Origin of the sequence: Wolbachia endosymbiont (group A) of Icerya purchasi, assembly GCF_947251635.1 — a bacterium.
GTDB lineage: Bacteria > Pseudomonadota > Alphaproteobacteria > Rickettsiales > Anaplasmataceae > Wolbachia > Wolbachia pipientis.
The window spans coordinates 879123-896892 of record NZ_OX366357.1 but is presented as its reverse complement, the minus strand read 5'-3'; the positions used below and the strand labels follow the sequence as shown (position 1 = coordinate 896892).

At 34.1% G+C, this 17770-nt stretch carries 12 protein-coding genes and 6 pseudogenes; 10 read left to right on the top strand and 8 right to left on the bottom strand.

From position 1 onward, the window contains the following. Window positions 1–507: 507 nt before the first annotated feature. Window positions 508–1701, bottom strand: a complete 1194-nt coding sequence (locus OPR17_RS04735) for a bifunctional 2-C-methyl-D-erythritol 4-phosphate cytidylyltransferase/2-C-methyl-D-erythritol 2,4-cyclodiphosphate synthase (RefSeq protein WP_265021331.1) — start codon at window positions 1699–1701, stop codon at window positions 508–510. Window positions 1702–1964: 263 nt separating this feature from the next. On the opposite strand from OPR17_RS04735, the gene OPR17_RS04730 reads away from it, so the two are divergent. Then, window positions 1965–3029, top strand: a complete 1065-nt coding sequence (locus OPR17_RS04730) for an AI-2E family transporter (RefSeq protein WP_320109847.1) — start codon at window positions 1965–1967, stop codon at window positions 3027–3029. Between the two features lie 129 nt (window positions 3030–3158). Beyond that, window positions 3159–3794 (top strand): DnaA ATPase domain-containing protein, encoded by a 636-nt coding sequence (locus OPR17_RS04725; RefSeq protein ID WP_265021330.1) that lies wholly within the window; start codon window positions 3159–3161, stop codon window positions 3792–3794. Between the two features lie 147 nt (window positions 3795–3941). On the opposite strand, the gene OPR17_RS04720 is transcribed toward OPR17_RS04725, so the two are convergent. Further along, a complete protein-coding gene (locus tag OPR17_RS04720) occupies window positions 3942–4826 on the bottom strand; it encodes an IS982 family transposase (RefSeq protein WP_265021329.1) in 885 nt (294 codons plus the stop codon). 208 nt (window positions 4827–5034) lie between these two features. Here OPR17_RS04720 and OPR17_RS04715 point away from each other — a divergent pair, with 208 nt between their 5' ends. Continuing rightward, entirely contained in the window at window positions 5035–5298 is a 264-nt protein-coding gene (locus OPR17_RS04715) for a hypothetical protein (protein ID WP_265021328.1), read from the top strand. A 97-nt stretch (window positions 5299–5395) separates the two neighbouring features. Then, a complete protein-coding gene (locus OPR17_RS04710; protein WP_265021327.1) occupies window positions 5396–5803 on the top strand; it encodes a transposase in 408 nt (135 codons plus the stop codon). 352 nt (window positions 5804–6155) lie between these two features. Here OPR17_RS04710 and tsaD read toward each other — a convergent pair whose 3' ends face one another. Next, window positions 6156–7163 carry a tRNA (adenosine(37)-N6)-threonylcarbamoyltransferase complex transferase subunit TsaD gene (gene tsaD / locus OPR17_RS04705; RefSeq protein ID WP_265021326.1) on the bottom strand — a complete coding sequence of 336 codons (1008 nt, stop codon included), beginning with the start codon at window positions 7161–7163 and terminating at the stop codon, window positions 6156–6158. A gap of 468 nt (window positions 7164–7631) precedes the next feature. Then, window positions 7632–8494, bottom strand: a pseudogene (locus OPR17_RS04700) (IS982 family transposase); the annotation flags it as partial. Between the two features lie 85 nt (window positions 8495–8579). Between OPR17_RS04700 and OPR17_RS04695 the strand changes: the two are divergent. Further along, window positions 8580–9014 (top strand): annotated as a pseudogene (locus OPR17_RS04695) (IS982 family transposase); the annotation flags it as partial. 237 nt (window positions 9015–9251) lie between these two features. Here the strand turns inward: OPR17_RS04695 and OPR17_RS04690 are convergent. Then, window positions 9252–10246 (bottom strand): annotated as a pseudogene (locus tag OPR17_RS04690) (IS630 family transposase). Window positions 10247–10290: 44 nt separating this feature from the next. Further along, complete coding sequence (locus OPR17_RS04685; RefSeq protein WP_265021325.1) at window positions 10291–10527, bottom strand: transposase; 237 nt, start codon at window positions 10525–10527, stop codon at window positions 10291–10293. Window positions 10528–10600: 73 nt separating this feature from the next. On the opposite strand from OPR17_RS04685, the pseudogene OPR17_RS04680 reads away from it, so the two are divergent. Further along, window positions 10601–11251 (top strand): annotated as a pseudogene (locus tag OPR17_RS04680) (Rpn family recombination-promoting nuclease/putative transposase); the annotation flags it as partial. Between the two features lie 106 nt (window positions 11252–11357). Here the strand turns inward: OPR17_RS04680 and OPR17_RS04675 are convergent. Further along, window positions 11358–12713 (bottom strand): phosphomannomutase/phosphoglucomutase, encoded by a 1356-nt coding sequence (locus tag OPR17_RS04675; RefSeq protein ID WP_265021324.1) that lies wholly within the window; start codon window positions 12711–12713, stop codon window positions 11358–11360. 133 nt (window positions 12714–12846) lie between these two features. Between OPR17_RS04675 and OPR17_RS04670 the strand changes: the two genes are divergently transcribed. Then, entirely contained in the window at window positions 12847–13659 is an 813-nt protein-coding gene (locus tag OPR17_RS04670) for a hypothetical protein (RefSeq protein ID WP_265021323.1), read from the top strand. On the opposite strand, the pseudogene OPR17_RS04665 reads toward OPR17_RS04670, so the two are convergent. Further along, window positions 13644–14507, bottom strand: a pseudogene (locus OPR17_RS04665) (IS982 family transposase); the annotation flags it as partial. The gene OPR17_RS04670 and the pseudogene OPR17_RS04665 sit on opposite strands and share 16 nt — an antisense overlap. 85 nt (window positions 14508–14592) lie before the next feature. Here OPR17_RS04665 and OPR17_RS04660 point away from each other — a divergent pair. The 3 genes and pseudogenes from OPR17_RS04660 to OPR17_RS04650 form a co-directional block, all read left to right on the top strand. Beyond that, a pseudogene (locus tag OPR17_RS04660) lies at window positions 14593–15087 on the top strand (IS982 family transposase); the annotation flags it as partial. Between the two features lie 390 nt (window positions 15088–15477). After that, window positions 15478–16356 carry an Rpn family recombination-promoting nuclease/putative transposase gene (locus OPR17_RS04655; protein ID WP_265021322.1) on the top strand — a complete coding sequence of 293 codons (879 nt, stop codon included), beginning with the start codon at window positions 15478–15480 and terminating at the stop codon, window positions 16354–16356. Window positions 16357–16432: 76 nt separating this feature from the next. Continuing rightward, window positions 16433–17686: a hypothetical protein gene (locus OPR17_RS04650; protein ID WP_265021321.1), complete on the top strand. Its 1254-nt coding sequence runs from the start codon at window positions 16433–16435 to the stop codon at window positions 17684–17686. Window positions 17687–17770 lie beyond the last annotated feature (84 nt).

The window sequence follows — 17770 nt, the reverse complement described above, 5'->3', positions numbered from 1 at the left end:
CCCGCTAACAAGTAGCGGGATGACGATTGTCGTTTAGCCATAAATATTAAGAAATTTACCAAACGAAAAAAAGGCAAAAGAAGCCCCGTGGTGGTTGGCTATTTACCATGTACTAAAATATCGGCGTTTTTTTTATTCTAAAACGCTTGATTAAGAGCGATTTAGCTGCTTTTAACTTGCAACTAACCTACACCGCAAGTGTTTAAGAAATTTACTAAGCAGGAAAAAAGGCAAAGAAACCCCGTAGTAGCTAGCATTCAAATTCTCTCTTGTCAATTTGACGTTTTTTGCTGTCTTAAACGCTTTGTAAGCGCGTTTCGGCTTATATAGGTAAAAACCTAAAAATTTTTAAAGACATGCGATGCACGTAGTGCGAAAAATTAAACATGAGACGCCAAATACCCTAAGTTTTTTGTCATTAACCTGCACAGATTGCGAAGATAAATAAATAGCTTCAGTTTCATGATAAGGGGACTGGCGAAGGGTGTCAAGTAAGTTTTTTCGTTTCTATTCCCAATAAAAGTTTGTATGCAATAACACAGAAGCATGCACTGCTATTCCTTCATTTCTTCCAATATAACCTAATTTCTCTGCAGTGGTTGCTTTGATATTTACAAATTCATCATCAATTTCTAATGCTTTTGATATGAATTTCTTCATTTCTACTTTGTAAGGCGATATTTTAGGCTCTTCACAAACTATAGTAATATCTAAATTAGACACGCTGTACCCTTTTTCCTTTGCTTTTTTAGCAGCAAAGTCAAGAAAGTGAGATGAATTGCAATCTTTCCATTCAGAGGAACTAGGAGGAAAGTGCTCTCCTATGTCGCCACATCCCAGTGCTCCGAGTATTGCATCAACGATTGCATGTATTGCAACATCACCATCTGAATGTGCTTCTATTGCCATGTTGTGCTCAATTTTCACACCGCAAATTTTTATAAAGCTTTCAGCACCATTTTGAACTTTAATGAACTTATGTATGTCATAACCGGCTCCGACACGAAATTTTGGCTCTTCAAAAAGAAGCTTTGCCATATTGATATCCTCTTTTGTGGTTAACTTAAAATTGCTTTTCTCACCTTTAATAATCGCAACATGTTTTTTGTGCTCTACCATTAGTGATGAATCGTCAGTAAATTCTTTGACTGATTGATGGCATGATAATAATTCTTTGAAATTAAAAATTTGAGGGGTTTGTATGGCTCTGAGCTTTCCTCTTGAAATCGTAGATTCAATAAAACTATTACTCACCAATGACATAGTGTCTTCAACTTCTATTGCTGGAACTACTCCTGTATATTGATCATTAATCATAGATTCAACCAAGTTATCTATCAGAACATCTGACACAAAAGGCCTACAAGCATCGTGTATAACTACAAAATCTGGGTTAACTTTTTGTAAGCTTTCAAGCCCTAGTTTAACTGAACTTTGCCTGTTTTCTCCTCCGTATACAGGGCTTAGTAATTTAGTGTCTGTAATTAGTGATATAGCTTTCTCATAGAAACTTTCATGGTCTCTATTAATTGCTATTCTTACGTAATCTATATATTGGTTAGCCAGAAATCTTTTAATTGTATGAAATAAAACAGATTTACCTGCCAGTTTTATATATTGCTTAGGAATCGTAGAATTGCATCTACTGCCTACTCCCGCTGCAACTATTAATGCTGCTATTTTGTATTTCTTAGCGCACATATTTCTTTTTGTAGAAGCTTTCCTCTCTATCCAAGATTCTTTCCGAAAAATAAAATTTCTGACATCATATAAAAGTTACTTCCCCTATTAACTAGCATAATTATAATAGCAAAAGAGATATTTAGAGAGCTCAAAATCTATCTTTGCCTGCGGATTAAACAACTAAATTTTAGTAAAAAACGATAGTATTACAAATCGTAAAATACTTTCAACATAGGAAAAATAAATTGCATATTTTTCAGTAAATTAGCTATGCTAAACACATGCAAAAACGTCATATAACTATTTGTTTCATACTGCTTTTTATAATAGGGATGTTATTCCTGATGCGTCCTATGATTTTTCCATGTTTAATATCTATTATTATTGCATATTTGTTTAATCCGCTAGTAGTCAAGTTTGAAAAGTATAGAATACCACGTTCATGTTCTGTAATTTTTATAATACTTGTTTTATTAATAGCTTTTATACTAGTCATAACATTTGTTTTACCTATTATATATGTTCAAATTACTTCAATATTAAATTTCTTAGTGAGTAAAGTGCCTTCATTAAAGCTTAAAGTAATCCCCTCTGTATTAGAATTTCTTAATATAAAAATCGAGGATAGCTTATTTGATCACTTATCTAAAAATCTAGCAGAAAATTACAGCAACTATGTATCTTATTTCATGAATGCTCTTGATATTGCTAGTAACTTTATAATCCAAGTGTTAAGTTCAAGCTTTAACACGGTATCATTAATGGTGATTACTCCTGTAGTGTTTTTCTATATATTACGTGATTGGCCTTTAATTATAGAAAAAGCTAATAAATTAATCCCTATTCCTTACAGGGGAAAAATTGCAGATTATTTTTTCAAAGTGGATTTCATTATATCTAATTATCTAAAGGGGCAGGTAAATGTATGTATTGTCATGATGATCTTTTACTCTGTAAGCCTGAGCATAATCGGATTGAAACACTCTATTGTTATTGGAATTTTATCAGGAATGTTAACGTTCATACCTTACGTAGGGCCATTATTATATACCATTATTGGGTTTTTGAGTGCTATCACTCAATTTAGTGGATGGTTTGAAAGTGCTGCTGTTTTGCTATTATTTGGTGTTGGACAATTAATAGATTCAAACATATTAGTTCCTTTATTAATAGGAAAAAAAGTTCATATACATCCAGCTGTAATTATTCTGGGAATTACTATATGCGCTTCATATTTTGGATTTACAGGTATATTACTTTTTATTCCAATAATAGCAATGTTCAATGTATCAGTAGAATATGCAATCAATAAATATTTTAAAAGTGAGCTTTATAAAAACGGCTAACAGACCTTTTGCATAATCAATTTATGGTAAGAGGAGAAATGAATCCAGAATACCTGACACATTTGAGGAGTGTAAGTAAATTTTTGTGCAAAAATTACTACCAGAAAGAGGTTACGTAAGAGGTTTAATGTGCAATTAAATTTATTTAACAACAATCAAGCTGATTATAGTCGGCAAAATTACATCATCTTAGATGAAAATAAGCACATATATAATTCAGTAATTGATGATTTATCTTGGAAATGTCTGATTCTTTTTGGACCTAAAAGCTCCGGTAAAACTCATCTTGCTCATATTTGGCAATCAATAAACGATGCAATTTTTATCAATGTGAATAACTTCGTAAGCGAGATTAGATATAGCGATACTTTTATTTTAGAAGACGTGCAAAACATTAAAGATGAAGCAATGTTATTACATTGTTACAATTACATGAAAGAAAGTGACAAGAGGCTGCTAATCACTTCTTCAATTTCACCAAAAAAGCTTAACTTCAAATTAAGAGATTTAAGTTCTCGAATATTATCAACTATCAGCGTAAAAATTTTGCCTGCAAGCGAGGAATTATTAAGAATTATGCTAATAAAACGATTTTCAGATAAACAGTTAAAAATTGATTTAAAAGTGATTAATTATATTTTAGCAAGAATAGAACGTTCTTTCTATAGCATTGATAAAATTATAGAGAAGATAGATAATGAATCTATAGGGTCGAATGTGACCGTTCCTTTTATTAGCACTTTATTAAAAAAAGATGCCATTTGATTTCTTCTTTTGTAAAGGTGTATATTAAAAATTTATTAACACCCATAACACTAACGTAATTGAAATCTCTATCTGTCTATGTTAGAATTATAATCAATGTTATGTTATAATAAATATAGATAGATACAGCTAAGAAGTATTCTATATTTATAACGCGAATTCTGGATTAAGGAAGGAAGTATAGGAAATAGAAGGCTTTTTGGATTTGATGGAATAGGAGATGAGAGTAGAAAAGATATGAACCAAGAAATCAACAGGGGATCTATGGCGAGTGTGTTCAATTTCTAGTCTATTTTTTAGGTAACCAAAAACAGTCTCAATGATAGACCTTTTTCTCAGTAAAATCTTCTCATTTAGCGAAATTAATGTATTTTTCATACCTTTTTTCACCTTGGTAACAAGTTTCAAACCTCGGTCAAACAGCTTCTGAAAAAGCTCTTTTGCAATATAACCTTTGTCACCAAACAAAAGGCCGGTTAATTTTTCCGTCAAATTTGGCACAGGTATCCTATCATCAACATTGCCTTTTGTTAGCGTAAGTGCATGAATTTCACCATTTTCATTGATTACCATATGTAATTTGAAACCAAAAAACCAGCCGTAAGTACTCTTGCTTAATTTTGCAATTCCAGCAAAAACTTTGTTTTTGGATATTCTTTTTGCATGACAAACTGCAATGGGAGTTGTGTCTATATATGAAATTCCAGTGTTTTCTGACTGTCCACAAAGCCAATGCAACAACATTGCTAAATGCCACAAAACCCTAGGCTTTAGAGCAACAAACCTGGTATATGAAGGCAACTTTGGAAACTCTGATTTGTAGAGCAACGTTAGGTAGTGTAGATAGAAAGTTTTGAAATTTTTACACGGAGATTGTTGATATAGCAGGATTATTGTCATGATTTCAGAGTGCTCAATTTCCGTTGTTCTTGTGGGTTTTTTACCATTTGGCAGTAGTTTGCCTGCAAAATTTTTCTCTATATCTCTGCAAAAATCATCGACCAAACAAAACAGTTTTGTTATATCTTCCATGGGTAACCTCATCTATTTTTTTATAATTGCTGAGTTTACCCTGTTTTCTGCCTTTTCTATTCTCCTTTAATCCAGAATTCGCGTCTTATAAGTATCGTTGATGAGAAAGGAAAAATTGTTAAGGAAGAAGTTGTTGCAAGAGAAAGTAAGGCAATAGCAGATTAGCCAAGGCAAAAAATACGAATCCATAGGAATAGAAAGTGGACAGTTGTCAATATCAATGTGCAAAGAGTTAAGGAGTTTTGGATTACCAGTAATTTGTGTAGATGCAAGGCATATGGCAGCAGCGTTGTCTGAAAGAATCAATAAGAATGATAAAAACGATGCGAGGGGTATAGTGCAGATGATGAGAAGTGTTAGTAAAATCAGTTGTCAAATTAAAATAGCGCTTGGAAGCAGAAGACAGCTAATGTGTAGCAAACAGCAGGTTATTGGAACAATAAGAGGGTTGTTGAAGATACATGGTCGATAAAGGATCAAAATTTGAAACTTTCGCTTTAAGAATACAAGAGGCAATAAATAATTTGGATGAAATCAGTAGGAGTTCAATTGAAGCGTTAGTTTGTAGTTTGGAAGCAATAGAAAAGTCATTAAGAAAGCTTGACAAAATGCTTTCAGAACAAGGTGAAAAAGACGATGATTGTAAATTGTTAACTACTGTTCCAGGAGTGGGGATTATAGTAGCAATGATGTATAAAGCTGCAATTGATAACCCACATAGGTTTGAGAAATCTGATACAGTTGGAGCATATATATGGTTGACACCAAGGCAATATTCTTCTGGAGAAGTTGATCGGCATGGCAGCATATCAAAGATGGGACCAGCGGAATGTAGAAGTATGTTATATGAAGCTGCACAAACAATGCTTACAGTTACCAAGAGGACATTTAAATTAAAAAACTGGAGTTGCGAAGAAAAAAGGAATGAAAAAAGCAATTGTAGCAGTAGCAAGAAAATTAGCTGTAATTATGCATAGGATGTTGGTTGATAAAACAGAATTTTATTATCAATAAACATCAAAAGAGCATAGGACGATAATTTTATTGAAAATAAAGATAGCAATGCCGATGGAAGGGACAAGCAAGAACTTAGTTAGACTTCGTGGTAAACATGTTGCCGTCCACTTCCGCCTAACAAGTATAATGCGGCTTGACAAATTTATTGTCATCTCAGACCGCGGAGAGAACCATATGCTACTTTTAACTTACGTGGAATTACCAAGGATTATGGAGAAGATATGCTGTTTTGATTTGTGTGAAAATTATTGTTGACTTATGTGCAATTAGAGAACCTAAGTCACTTTAGCTATAATTCAGAATTGAGAGCTTTTAATAACTCTCTAACTCCCACTTAGGTCTTGGTGCAAAATTGAGAGAATCTATATAGCTTTTCTGTAACATTTCAATTCCTGCCCATCCAACCATTATTGCATTATCTGTACATAGGTTGTTGGGAGGAAAAAATATGTTTAAGTTTATGTGTTGTTTTAATTTTTCTCTCAAGAAATTATTTGCTGCAACTCCTCCGGTAATCACAAAGTCATTGATTTTGATATTTAAAGATTCGGCCATAATAATCGCATTACTAACCCTGTCCAGCAGTATGTCACTAATACACTCTTGAAACGAAGCACATACATCACACACATCTTGCTCGCTCATTTTAAGTTCTTGCACTAAGTTTTTTACTGCTGTTTTAATTCCAGAAAACGAAAAGTTACATCCAGAACGTTTTATCATTGCCCTTGGCAATTTAAATCTTGCACCATTGCCTTTTTTAGCTAACTTTTCAATTAGTGGCCCTCCGGGATAGCTTAAACCCAGCATCTTAGCAACTTTATCAAATGCTTCTCCTAGTGAATCATCGAGCGTTTCTCCAAGTTTAATGTATTTACCTACATCCTGTGCAATTAAAAATTGACAGTGACCACCTGATATTAGTAGGACTAAAAATGGAAATTTTACCTCATGCAGTAACCTAATAACCAATGTATGCGCTTCTAAGTGATTCACTGCAATGAACGGTTTTTGTGCTACATGCGCAATTGCTTTAGCCATCATTGTACCAACTATTAATCCACCTATGAGTCCTGGTCCTGACGTTGCTGCAATTGCATTGAGGTCACAAAAGTTAAGGTTAGATTTTTCCACTACGCTTTTTATTAGACCACTTAAATGCTTCATATGAGCACGTGAAGCTATTTCAGGGATCACCCCACCACGTTTTTTGTGTTCTGCTTGGGAGAGAATTTCGTGAGCAAGGACTTGCTTGTCACTATTTACAATCGCTACTGCAGTTTCGTCGCAGCTTGTTTCAACAGCTAAAATGGTTTTCATGTATATTCGAGCACTTTATTATCAAAACTATATCTTGAAACGCTGTAGAAGTTAACTGCAAAGTTAACTTCTACAGCTAAAAGATTTACCGACAACCGTCATCCCGCTGCTTGTTAGCGGGATCTATACCGCGAATGAATCCACAACTGTACGAACGTTGTGATTTGAGAGCAATTTCCACTAGGAAGGTGTCATTCCAGTGCCTCTATGATGTCATCCCAGTCCTTGACACTGGGATCCAGCTTTTTCATAATCATCAAAATGTTGTATTTTTACATAAAATGGCTACTTTTATGCTTACCAACTTAATAAAATTCCTGGATCCCAGTGTCTGGGCACTGGGATGACACCCCACTGGTGGGAATTGCTCTCAAATCACAACGTTCGTACAGTTGTGGAATGAATCGCGGTATGACGGTTCGCGGCGGTATGACGTCTGGCCTGCACTATAAACGCGAATTCTGGATTAAGGAAGGAAGTATAGGAAATAGAAGGCTTTTTGGATTTGATGGAATAGGAGATGAGAGTAGAAAAGATATGAACCAAGAAATCAACAGGGGATCTATGGCGAGTGTGTTCAATTTCTAGTCTATTTTTTAGGTAACCAAAAACAGTCTCAATGATAGACCTTTTTCTCAGTAAAATCTTCTCATTTAGCGAAATTAATGTATTTTTCATACCTTTTTTCACCTTGGTAACAAGTTTCAAACCTCGGTCAAACAGCTTCTGAAAAAGCTCTTTTGCAATATAACCTTTGTCACCAAACAAAAGGCCGGTTAATTTTTCCGTCAAATTTGGCACAGGTATCCTATCATCAACATTGCCTTTTGTTAGCGTAAGTGCATGAATTTCACCATTTTCATTGATTACCATATGTAATTTGAAACCAAAAAACCAGCCGTAAGTACTCTTGCTTAATTTTGCAATTCCAGCAAAAACTTTGTTTTTGGATATTCTTTTTGCATGACAAACTGCAATGGGAGTTGTGTCTATATATGAAATTCCAGTGTTTTCTGACTGTCCACAAAGCCAATGCAACAACATTGCTAAATGCCACAAAACCCTAGGCTTTAGAGCAACAAACCTGGTATATGAAGGCAACTTTGGAAACTCTGATTTGTAGAGCAACGTTAGGTAATGTAGATAGAAAGTTTTGAAATTTTTACACGGAGATTGTTGATATAGCAGGATTATTGTCATGATTTCAGAGTGCTCAATTTCCGTTGTTCTTGTGGGTTTTTTACCATTTGGCAGTAGTTTGCCTGCAAAATTTTCTCTATATCTCTGCAAAAATCATCGACCAAACAAAACAGTTTTGTTATATCTTCCATGGGTAACCTCATCTATTTTTTTATAACTGCTGAGTTTACCCTGTTTTCTGCCTTTTCTATTCTCCTTTAATCCAGAATTCGCGTTTACGGCTGGTTTTTTGGTTTCAAATTACATATGGTAATCAATGAAAATGGTGAAATTCATGCACTTACGCTAACAAAAGGCAATGTTGATGATAGGATACCTGTGCCAAATTTGACGGAAAAATTAACCGGCCTTTTGTTTGGTGACAAAGGTTATATTGCAAAAGAGCTTTTTCAGAAGCTGTTTGACCGAGGTTTGAAACTTGTTACCAAGGTGAAAAAAGGTATGAAAAATACATTAATTTCGCTAAATGAGAAGATTTTACTGAGAAAAAGGTCTATCATTGAGACTGTTTTTGGTTACCTAAAAAATAGACTAGAAATTGAACACACTCGCCATAGATCCCCTGTTGATTTCTTGGTTCATATCTTTTCTACTCTCATCTCCTATTCCATCAAATCCAAAAAGCCTTCTATTTCCTATACTTCCTTCCTTAATCCAGAATTCGCGTTTCAAGTAATACCATGTACGTTTTCGCAATTTTCTGGCACGTCTGGCAAATCTAAAAACATCTATTTCATTTTTTAGCAAAGCCTTTTTTTGACCTTACCCAGAAAAAGTGGAGAGAAAGTTTGGAATGTTTTTTACAAAAAGAATGATGCATCAAATTGTTCTGGAATGCAATAGTTAATAGTGACGTTGTTTGTTATAAAAAATTTCTAATACCAATTCTCATTGTTGTCCAGTCAAATAGGAAACATTGCAGAGTTGTTTAATTGTGGAGCTGGCAAGAGAAGTAATAAATTTGCACAAAGCACCCTCAAGTAGAGCAATTGTATCGTATATTTTATTGCGCAAAATGTTCTGTTTTATATATAACCAAAGTCTCTCAACAGGATTTAGCTCAGGTGAGTACGGAGGTAGGTATATAATATCGATATTTTTAGGTACCTTTAAATTTTTTCCAACTAGCACAATCCATAACGAGAAAAGCCTCTCGTGTTTCTAGATATTGCGAAATTTGCTCAAGAAATATGTTCATGCAATCAGTGTTGACATTTGAGCTAGAACTCTCTCCATTTCTAGGATTAACTGCACTATAGAGATAGAAATTTTGCCTACCTAATTTTGTTTTAACCTGTGTTCTAATCCCCTTTTTAAACCACCCATGTCCAACTTTTGAATGTGTGCCAAACTGTGATTCATCAAAGAAAAATAGCTCTTTTCTGGATACTTGCTAATAGCTCCATTGAGATTTTTTTTTGAATTCCTCTTGTTTGCTTTTATCTTGTCCATTATGAACTGGTCTTGGTGTAATATATGAGAATTTCATCTTTTGCATATGGCGGTGTACTGTAGATTTGCTGATATTTAATCCGAACTTTTCCTGGATTCTTATTCTCATTTCTTTAATGGTGATATTAGGATTTTCTTCTATCCACTCTTCAATTTGCTGTAGTTGAGCCTGATTTAATTTAGTTTTTCTACGACGTTGTGAAGGAGCAAACAGTTTTTCTTCTCTGCCAATTTTCAAGAGTTTTACCCACGAAGTTAGTGCGCTTCTTGAAATGCAATATATTTTTGCTACAGCCGTTATACTGTGCTTTTTTGCTGCAATTACAGCATTTAGTTTTTTTTGAAACATATGCATTATTCCTTACTTTCTTCAGCATTTCTTTTGCTGATTCTACTACTTTTTCATCCAATAATTTTGATCTTAATGCCATTTAAACCTCGCTATTTTACTTGCTTCAGTATGGCTTTTCTTCCATCATTGTCCATCTGTTTGCCCTGTAATGGGAATTGGTATAAGGAGCCATGTTACCTCTACCTGGAAATGCTTCTGCTGCCGACTTTTTTCGTTGTGTTTCTTTATCCATTTTCCTAATAAACCACCCTTTATTCCCAAATCCTTTGCTGTTTTTGTAATTGTTTGACCTGCCTTTCTTTGTTCATTTGCCAGTTTAACAGCTTCCAATTTGAATTCTGCTGTATATTCTCTTACCATTTCTAATCCTCCAAAATTTTATTTTACCCAAAAAAACTCTTTTCTTTCTCTCCACTTTTTCTGGGTAAGGTCAGTTCTTTGCAGGGATGAAAATGGGGTGCAAGTAATAGTCGAAATGCAAGTTGCCAAAACTAAAGGCTTTGAAAAACGCGCTCAATATTACGCTGCTAAAGCTTATTCAAGGCAAGATGATAAAGGTGATCAATATCAGGATCTTAAAGAAATCATTTTTATAGCTATTGCTGATTGTATTCTCTTTCCTAATAAATCTGAGTACAAATCAAAGCATAATATTCGAGATGAAGACACTAATGAGCATGATCTAAAAGATTTCTATTTTACATTTATTGAGTTACCAAAATTTCCTAAAACTAAAGAAGACCAATTGGAGAGTATAGTTGAAAAATGGATCTATTATTTTAAATATGCAGATGAAACTAGCGAAGAAGAATTGGAAAAGATAATAGGTAGTGATGTAATAATTAAAAAGGCATATGAAGAACTAAATAGATTCAACTGGTCAGAGAAAGAATTTATTGCCTACGAACAGGAAATAAAACGTATTCGTGATGAACGGGCTGTTCTTGAACAAAAACTTGATGATGCTAAAAAGGAAGGAAAAATTGAAGTTGCAAAAACAATGCTGGCTAATAATGTTGATGTCACCACTATTGTTAAGTTTACTGGCCTCTCCATGAGTGAGATCAAAGAATTGCAGAATTAAGTGGACCCGCAAACGGTTACACGAAATAATGCTGCAGCCTGACCAGGTGATAAGTACATTTAGCCTATTTATCTTTATACTTTCATGTCAATTTTATAAATCAAATTTATTTCTGTGAGTAGCTACAATTTAAAGACCTTGCTTCATCAATGTAATGGAACAAAACCTTTTTAGTAAGTTCAAAACCCTCTAAAGTCTCTCCTTCGCATCTTGCTGTAATGCAGTTTTGCGTATTTGATACCCTAAGAAGCCACCAACCTTTATTATCGGTTACCTTAACACCATCAAGATCTGAAAATACAATGTTTTGCTTCTCCAGTGTTTTCTTTATTGATTCAATTATTTGAAATTTTTTCTCATCTTTCACTACAATCTTTACTTCATGAGTGATATATAACTTCGGTAAATCCTCAATCACCTGAGATAGGCTTTGGTTTTTCTTAAGCAAAATGTCAACTGCTTTAACAGCAGAATATAGCCCATCATCAAAACTTAGCTCAGAAAAGAAGAAGTGCCCGCTTAATTCACCAGCAAACTTTGCCTCTTCCTCTACCATCTTCTTCTTAACTAGTGAATGTCCAGTAGCGCAGGTAATAACTTGCCCTCCTAACTTGCTAACAAAATCATGCACTTTCATACTCATTTTTACGTTAGCAATAACTTTGCTTTCTGGATATTCCTCCAACACTTCACGTGCAAAAATTATAAATAAATGGTCATTGGAAACAACGTTGCCTTTATTATCAATTAAGCGCACCCTATCGCTATCGCCATCTAGCGCAATGCCAAGATCACATCCATACTCCTTCACAACGTCAATTAATTGAGCGAGATTTTTTTCCTCTATGGGATCTGGATCATGCAGTGGAAATGTCCCATCTATAGAATTATTGGTTACGATGTGCGTATGACCAGGCAAGATCTTTTCAATATACCTTATGATTCCACTTGCTGGACTATTTCCACAATCCCAGGCTATTTTTAATTTCTGTGTAGTATTATTCTTCACTGCACTTTTTAATATGCGAATGTACTCACTATATATATTTATGTTAATTAAGCTTCCAATTCTTGTGCTGTTTTTAATTGGACTGCTTATAATTTCCTTTATCTCTTGATCTGAGAAGACTTTTTTATTACTAAAAAATTTAAAGCCATTATATTCGCTGGGGTTATGAGAGGCAGTTATTATGATACCAAGATCCGCCTGTGTGATTTGTGTTGCAGCGTAAAGCATAGGTGAAGAGCATAGTCCAACGCGTATAACATTTGCACCGGATAAAGTTAAGCCCCTAATTAATTCTCTTTCTATACCTGGTGAATCTATTCTACTATCGCAGCCAACACAAACATTAGCTACGGTTTGGCCAAACTTTCTGCCTATTTCGTACCCATCATTAATCTGCAAATCTTTGCCTATTATACCTCTAATATCGTATTTTCTTATAATGGTATTGTCCATACTGTACTTCTTGAAGTGACTACTATATAACATTTTGGCCAAATGCACAAGTTTATTTATCAAACAATTAGTTGACTTTTTAAAGAAATTTGTTAATATTATAGTATACTTTCTAAAAATGTAAAATTATGCCGTGGAAAACGAAAATGTATTTATAGCTGAAAGTCAAAGCTTAGATGTGGATGAACAGAAGAAAAATGATATTTTAAGTGTCATTGAATCTTGCAACGATCTTCAGGATTTTATAAAAAAACCAAAGGAAGAAAATCTCATCTGGTACTTTATTGGTCCTTTACGCAAAAATGAGAACATTACAGGACAGATAAATTTAAAGTGGGAAAAGGAGTTCCAAAAATTTGAGCAATCAATAGACGCAATGCATAAAGAACTTAAGTCGTCTCTGCCTGGTCAAAATTTCTTAGTGTATCCAACAAAGGATAATGACTTCAAAATTAGATTTGAAAATGAAGAAAAACCAATAGAAATTAGCAATATTTTAAGGACCAGCAGTGAAGGTAAGGTTTATAATATATCTTTAGGGAAAGATAGTCAAATAACCGCAAGCAAGAAAAATGGCAATGAGAGGCACTATGATTTTACTGGTTCAAGCTCATGTGAAATGACCATTAATTGGCAGGCTAAGGATTCTGAAGGTAACAGCATAGACTGTAGCATGACCGTAAAATTGGATTCTGGTGGTATACAGAGTGTTATTGGTGAGCCAAAATTTGGAGGAATAACGAGTTCAGAAGAAGTATTAAAGTTAGTTGGACAAAATAAAGAAGTTTTTATCAACAGAAAAACTCTGTATCAAGCTTTTACTGATATAGGTCAAGATATGGACAGTCTCGAGCCCACACAAGATCTATCATCGCAATTGCCTACACCAAGCAGCAGTGGGTATTCCTCTCCTAACGCAAATTCTGGATTAAGGAAGGAAGTATAGGAAATAGAAGGCTTTTTGGATTTGATGGAATAGGAGATGAGAGTAGAAAAGATATGAACCAAGAAATCAACAGGGGATCTATGGCGAGTGTGTTCAATTTCTAGTCTATTTTTTAGGTAACCAAAAACAGTCTCAATGATAGACCTTTTTCTCAGTAAAATCTTCTCATTTAGCGAAATTAATGTATTTTTCATACCTTTTTTCACCTTGGTAACAAGTTTCAAACCTCGGTCAAACAGCTTCTGAAAAAGCTCTTTTGCAATATAACCTTTGTCACCAAACAAAAGGCCGGTTAATTTTTCCGTCAAATTTGGCACAGGTATCCTATCATCAACATTGTCTTTTGTTAGCGTAAGTGCATGAATTTCACCATTTTCATTGATTACCATATGTAATTTGAAACCAAAAAACCAGCCGTAAGTACTCTTGCTTAATTTTGCAATTCCAGCAAAAACTTTGTTTTTGGATATTCTTTTTGCATGACAAACTGCAATGGGAGTTGTGTCTATATATGAAATTCCAGTGTTTTCTGACTGTCCACAAAGCCAATGCAACAACATTGCTAAATGCCACAAAACCCTAGGCTTTAGAGCAACAAACCTGGTATATGAAGGCAACTTTGGAAACTCTGATTTGTAGAGCAACGTTAGGTAATGTAGATAGAAAGTTTTGAAATTTTTACACGGAGATTGTTGATATAGCAGGATTATTGTCATGATTTCAGAGTGCTCAATTTCCGTTGTTCTTGTGGGTTTTTTACCATTTGGCAGTAGTTTGCCTGCAAAATTTTTCTCTATATCTCTGCAAAAATCATCGACCAAACAAAACAGTTTTGTTATATCTTCCATGGGTAACCTCATCTATTTTTTTATAATTGCTGAGTTTACCCTGTTTTCTGCCTTTTCTATTCTCCTTTAATCCAGAATTCGCGTTTACGGCTGGTTTTTTGGTTTCAAATTACATATGGTAATCAATGAAAATGGTGAAATTCATGCACTTACGCTAACAAAAGGCAATGTTGATGATAGGATACCTGTGCCAAATTTGACGGAAAAATTAACCGGCCTTTTGTTTGGTGACAAAGGTTATATTGCAAAAGAGCTTTTTCAGAAGCTGTTTGACCGAGGTTTGAAACTTGTTACCAAGGTGAAAAAAGGTATGAAAAATACATTAATTTCGCTAAATGAGAAGATTTTACTGAGAAAAAGGTCTATCATTGAGACTGTTTTTGGTTACCTAAAAAATAGACTAGAAATTGAACACACTCGCCATAGATCCCCTGTTGATTTCTTGGTTCATATCTTTTCTACTCTCATCTCCTATTCCATCAAATCCAAAAAGCCTTCTATTTCCTATACTTCCTTCCTTAATCCAGAATTTGCGTTAATAGGATATAGATTTAACATAAATTTGCTACTGAAATGTTGACATTAAGTTTCAAGATCTTTATCATGTAAAGGTGTGGGAGGTTAATGAACCTGTCCTCACGATGTTAGGTAAATCGTAATTGAGCTTTTGGGCTCGTATTTTTATTAGGAGGTTAACCTCTCACACCAAAAATAAGTGTTTTTAAAGCTCTTTATAGCTCCTAAATCCATGAATTCATTTGCTGGGCTTATAAGGCGCTTTACAGAAGAGGTTGTAAAAGATGTACCAAATGGACGTCTAAAGCAGAGGGTGCTATTCTTGGGCCATCTGCGACAGTCGTTTTTTTCTCTAACATACCCAAAGTTTAAAAAAATAAGATTTAAACACAAAAGAGTTGAATATTTCTTCAGAATTGTGTATAATTATCAATGCTTTTTAGGTTGATTTCTTATGGCTTTTTCTAAATTTCTCGATCCTAAATATGATTTGCCCTTCAAACGAGTGTTCGGCACTGAAAAAAATAAGAATATTCTTATTCACTTTTTAAATGACATCTTAGGGTTTACTGGTGTTAACACAATTCAAGATGTTAAGTTTCTTAGCACTATTATGGATCCTGAGATTGCTTCTGATAAACAGAGTATTGTTGATGTCCTCTGTAAGGATTCTTTCGGGAATAGATATATTGCGGAGATGCAGCTCGCTAGAGACAAGTGCTTTGAAAAACGTGCCCAACTTTATGCTGCCAAAGCCTACTCAAGACAATCAGGCAATTACATTGATTTTAAGAAAGTATTCTTTATTGCTATTTCCAATAGTACGCTATTTCCTACAGAGGTTGAGTATATTTCTACTCACAATATACGTGATATAAAGACTAACGGACATTACTTAAAAGATTTTCAATTTGTCTTTATTGAGTTGCCTAAATTTGCAAAAAATAAAGTAGAGCAGCTAGAGAGTACAATAGAGCGCTGGTGCTTTTTTTTCAAGTACGCAGAAGATACTACAGATGAAGACCTAAAAGATATTGCAGAAAAATCACCAATAATAAAGCTAGCATATGATGAATTAGACAAGTTTAGTTGGGAAGAAGAGGATCTAGCAGCATACGAAGAAAGAGTTTTGAGTGTACAGAAAGAAGCTGCTATTTGGGAACAACGTCTTGATGATGCTAGAGATAAAGGTAGACAAGAAGGCAGAGAAGAGGGCGAAAAACAGGCTAAAATAGCAGTGGCAAAGGAAATGCTTGCTGATAAAATGGACACTACCACTATTGCTAGATTAACAGGATTACCCATCAGCGAAGTTGAAAAATTGAAAAAGTAATTCAAGTATCTTAATCAATAGTTAGTCTGTTAATGTTATCCTTTATCCTTAATTTATAAGGGTTAGAGGTAAAGGTATGGCTAAAGGAAATAATGCTCTATTAATATTTGACTTCGATCAAACTATTACTAATGCGCACATGCATAATACTTTTCGCTGGTTAGGAAAAGTTGACTTTAATCCTACTCAAAGTAATGCAGTGACTGATGCCGACATAAGAAAATTTATAGAGGATAAAGGCGGGATAAAAAATGAAAAGGAGCTAAAACCTGTATTACAATTTGCAATTTCAAAAGGAATAGAAGTGAATATTGCATCATACACAGGATATCCAAATGCTGTGAGAAGGGTTATAAAGAATCATTTGGGCTTATCTGAAAAACAAGCAGAGAATATTTCTGTGTTTTGTGGATTTCCACAAGATTATGATACTCGGTTGCAAGGGTCAGTTGAAAAACAAAAAAGTGAGGTTGGAAAGAATTTGCATATTTGTAAGGCAATTGTGGAATATAAAGACAAGCATGGTCAGTTACCAAAAACTGTGATGTTGGTTGATGATGATATAACAAATATTAAAAAGATTAAGGAGTTTGTTGTATCAATGAGCAAAAGAGAGGGATGGCTTAAAGAAAATGGTCTTAATATAAAAGATATAAATAATATTGAATTTGAAGGTGTGAAAGTACCTAAAGAAAAAAATAGCAAAATAGTAGAAGGTGTTGATTATCTAAAAAAAGTACAAGAATTTATTAGTCCTAATTTAGTACAAGAACCAATTTATGAAAATTCGAAGAAAGAAGAACCTATATACCAAAATCTTCAAGATATTAAGAGATCATCATTTCAAGAAAAGCCACTACAATTACCTCCTAAAAAAAGGAAGTTAAACAAAGTACATACTGATAGTGGTGTAGCTGTCAATGGTAAAAATGAAGAACAAATATATACTCAAAACATCTCCGTACCCGTAGTAAAGGAAACCGAAGTACATTTTCCTTACTGTAGCAAACTATATCTAGAAACTCCTATGCAAAGACTGCGCGACTCTCTTCAAAAAGATCATTTTTCCAAAGAAGCAATAGATGTTATTTGTAGTTTATTTAAAGAGAAAGTAATTAGTGCAATAAGAGAACAAGGCGATAGGGTAATTGAAAAAAGTGAAGTTTTTTATACTGAATCACGTCATCATTACAATAATGATAGCAAAATAACCGATGACTCTTTCACTCACATTATGGCTCAGGTTGAGGAAAAAAAGAAAGAAATTAAAGATTTTGCTAGTGAAGATCCCCAGCTAAGGAAAAAAAATATCAGAGTTATTAAATGTTAATCTGCAAAAGACGGATATAAACTCAAATTACGTAACCATAAACCAGTCTGAAGGTCAACAAGCAGCAGCATCTCCTATAAACGC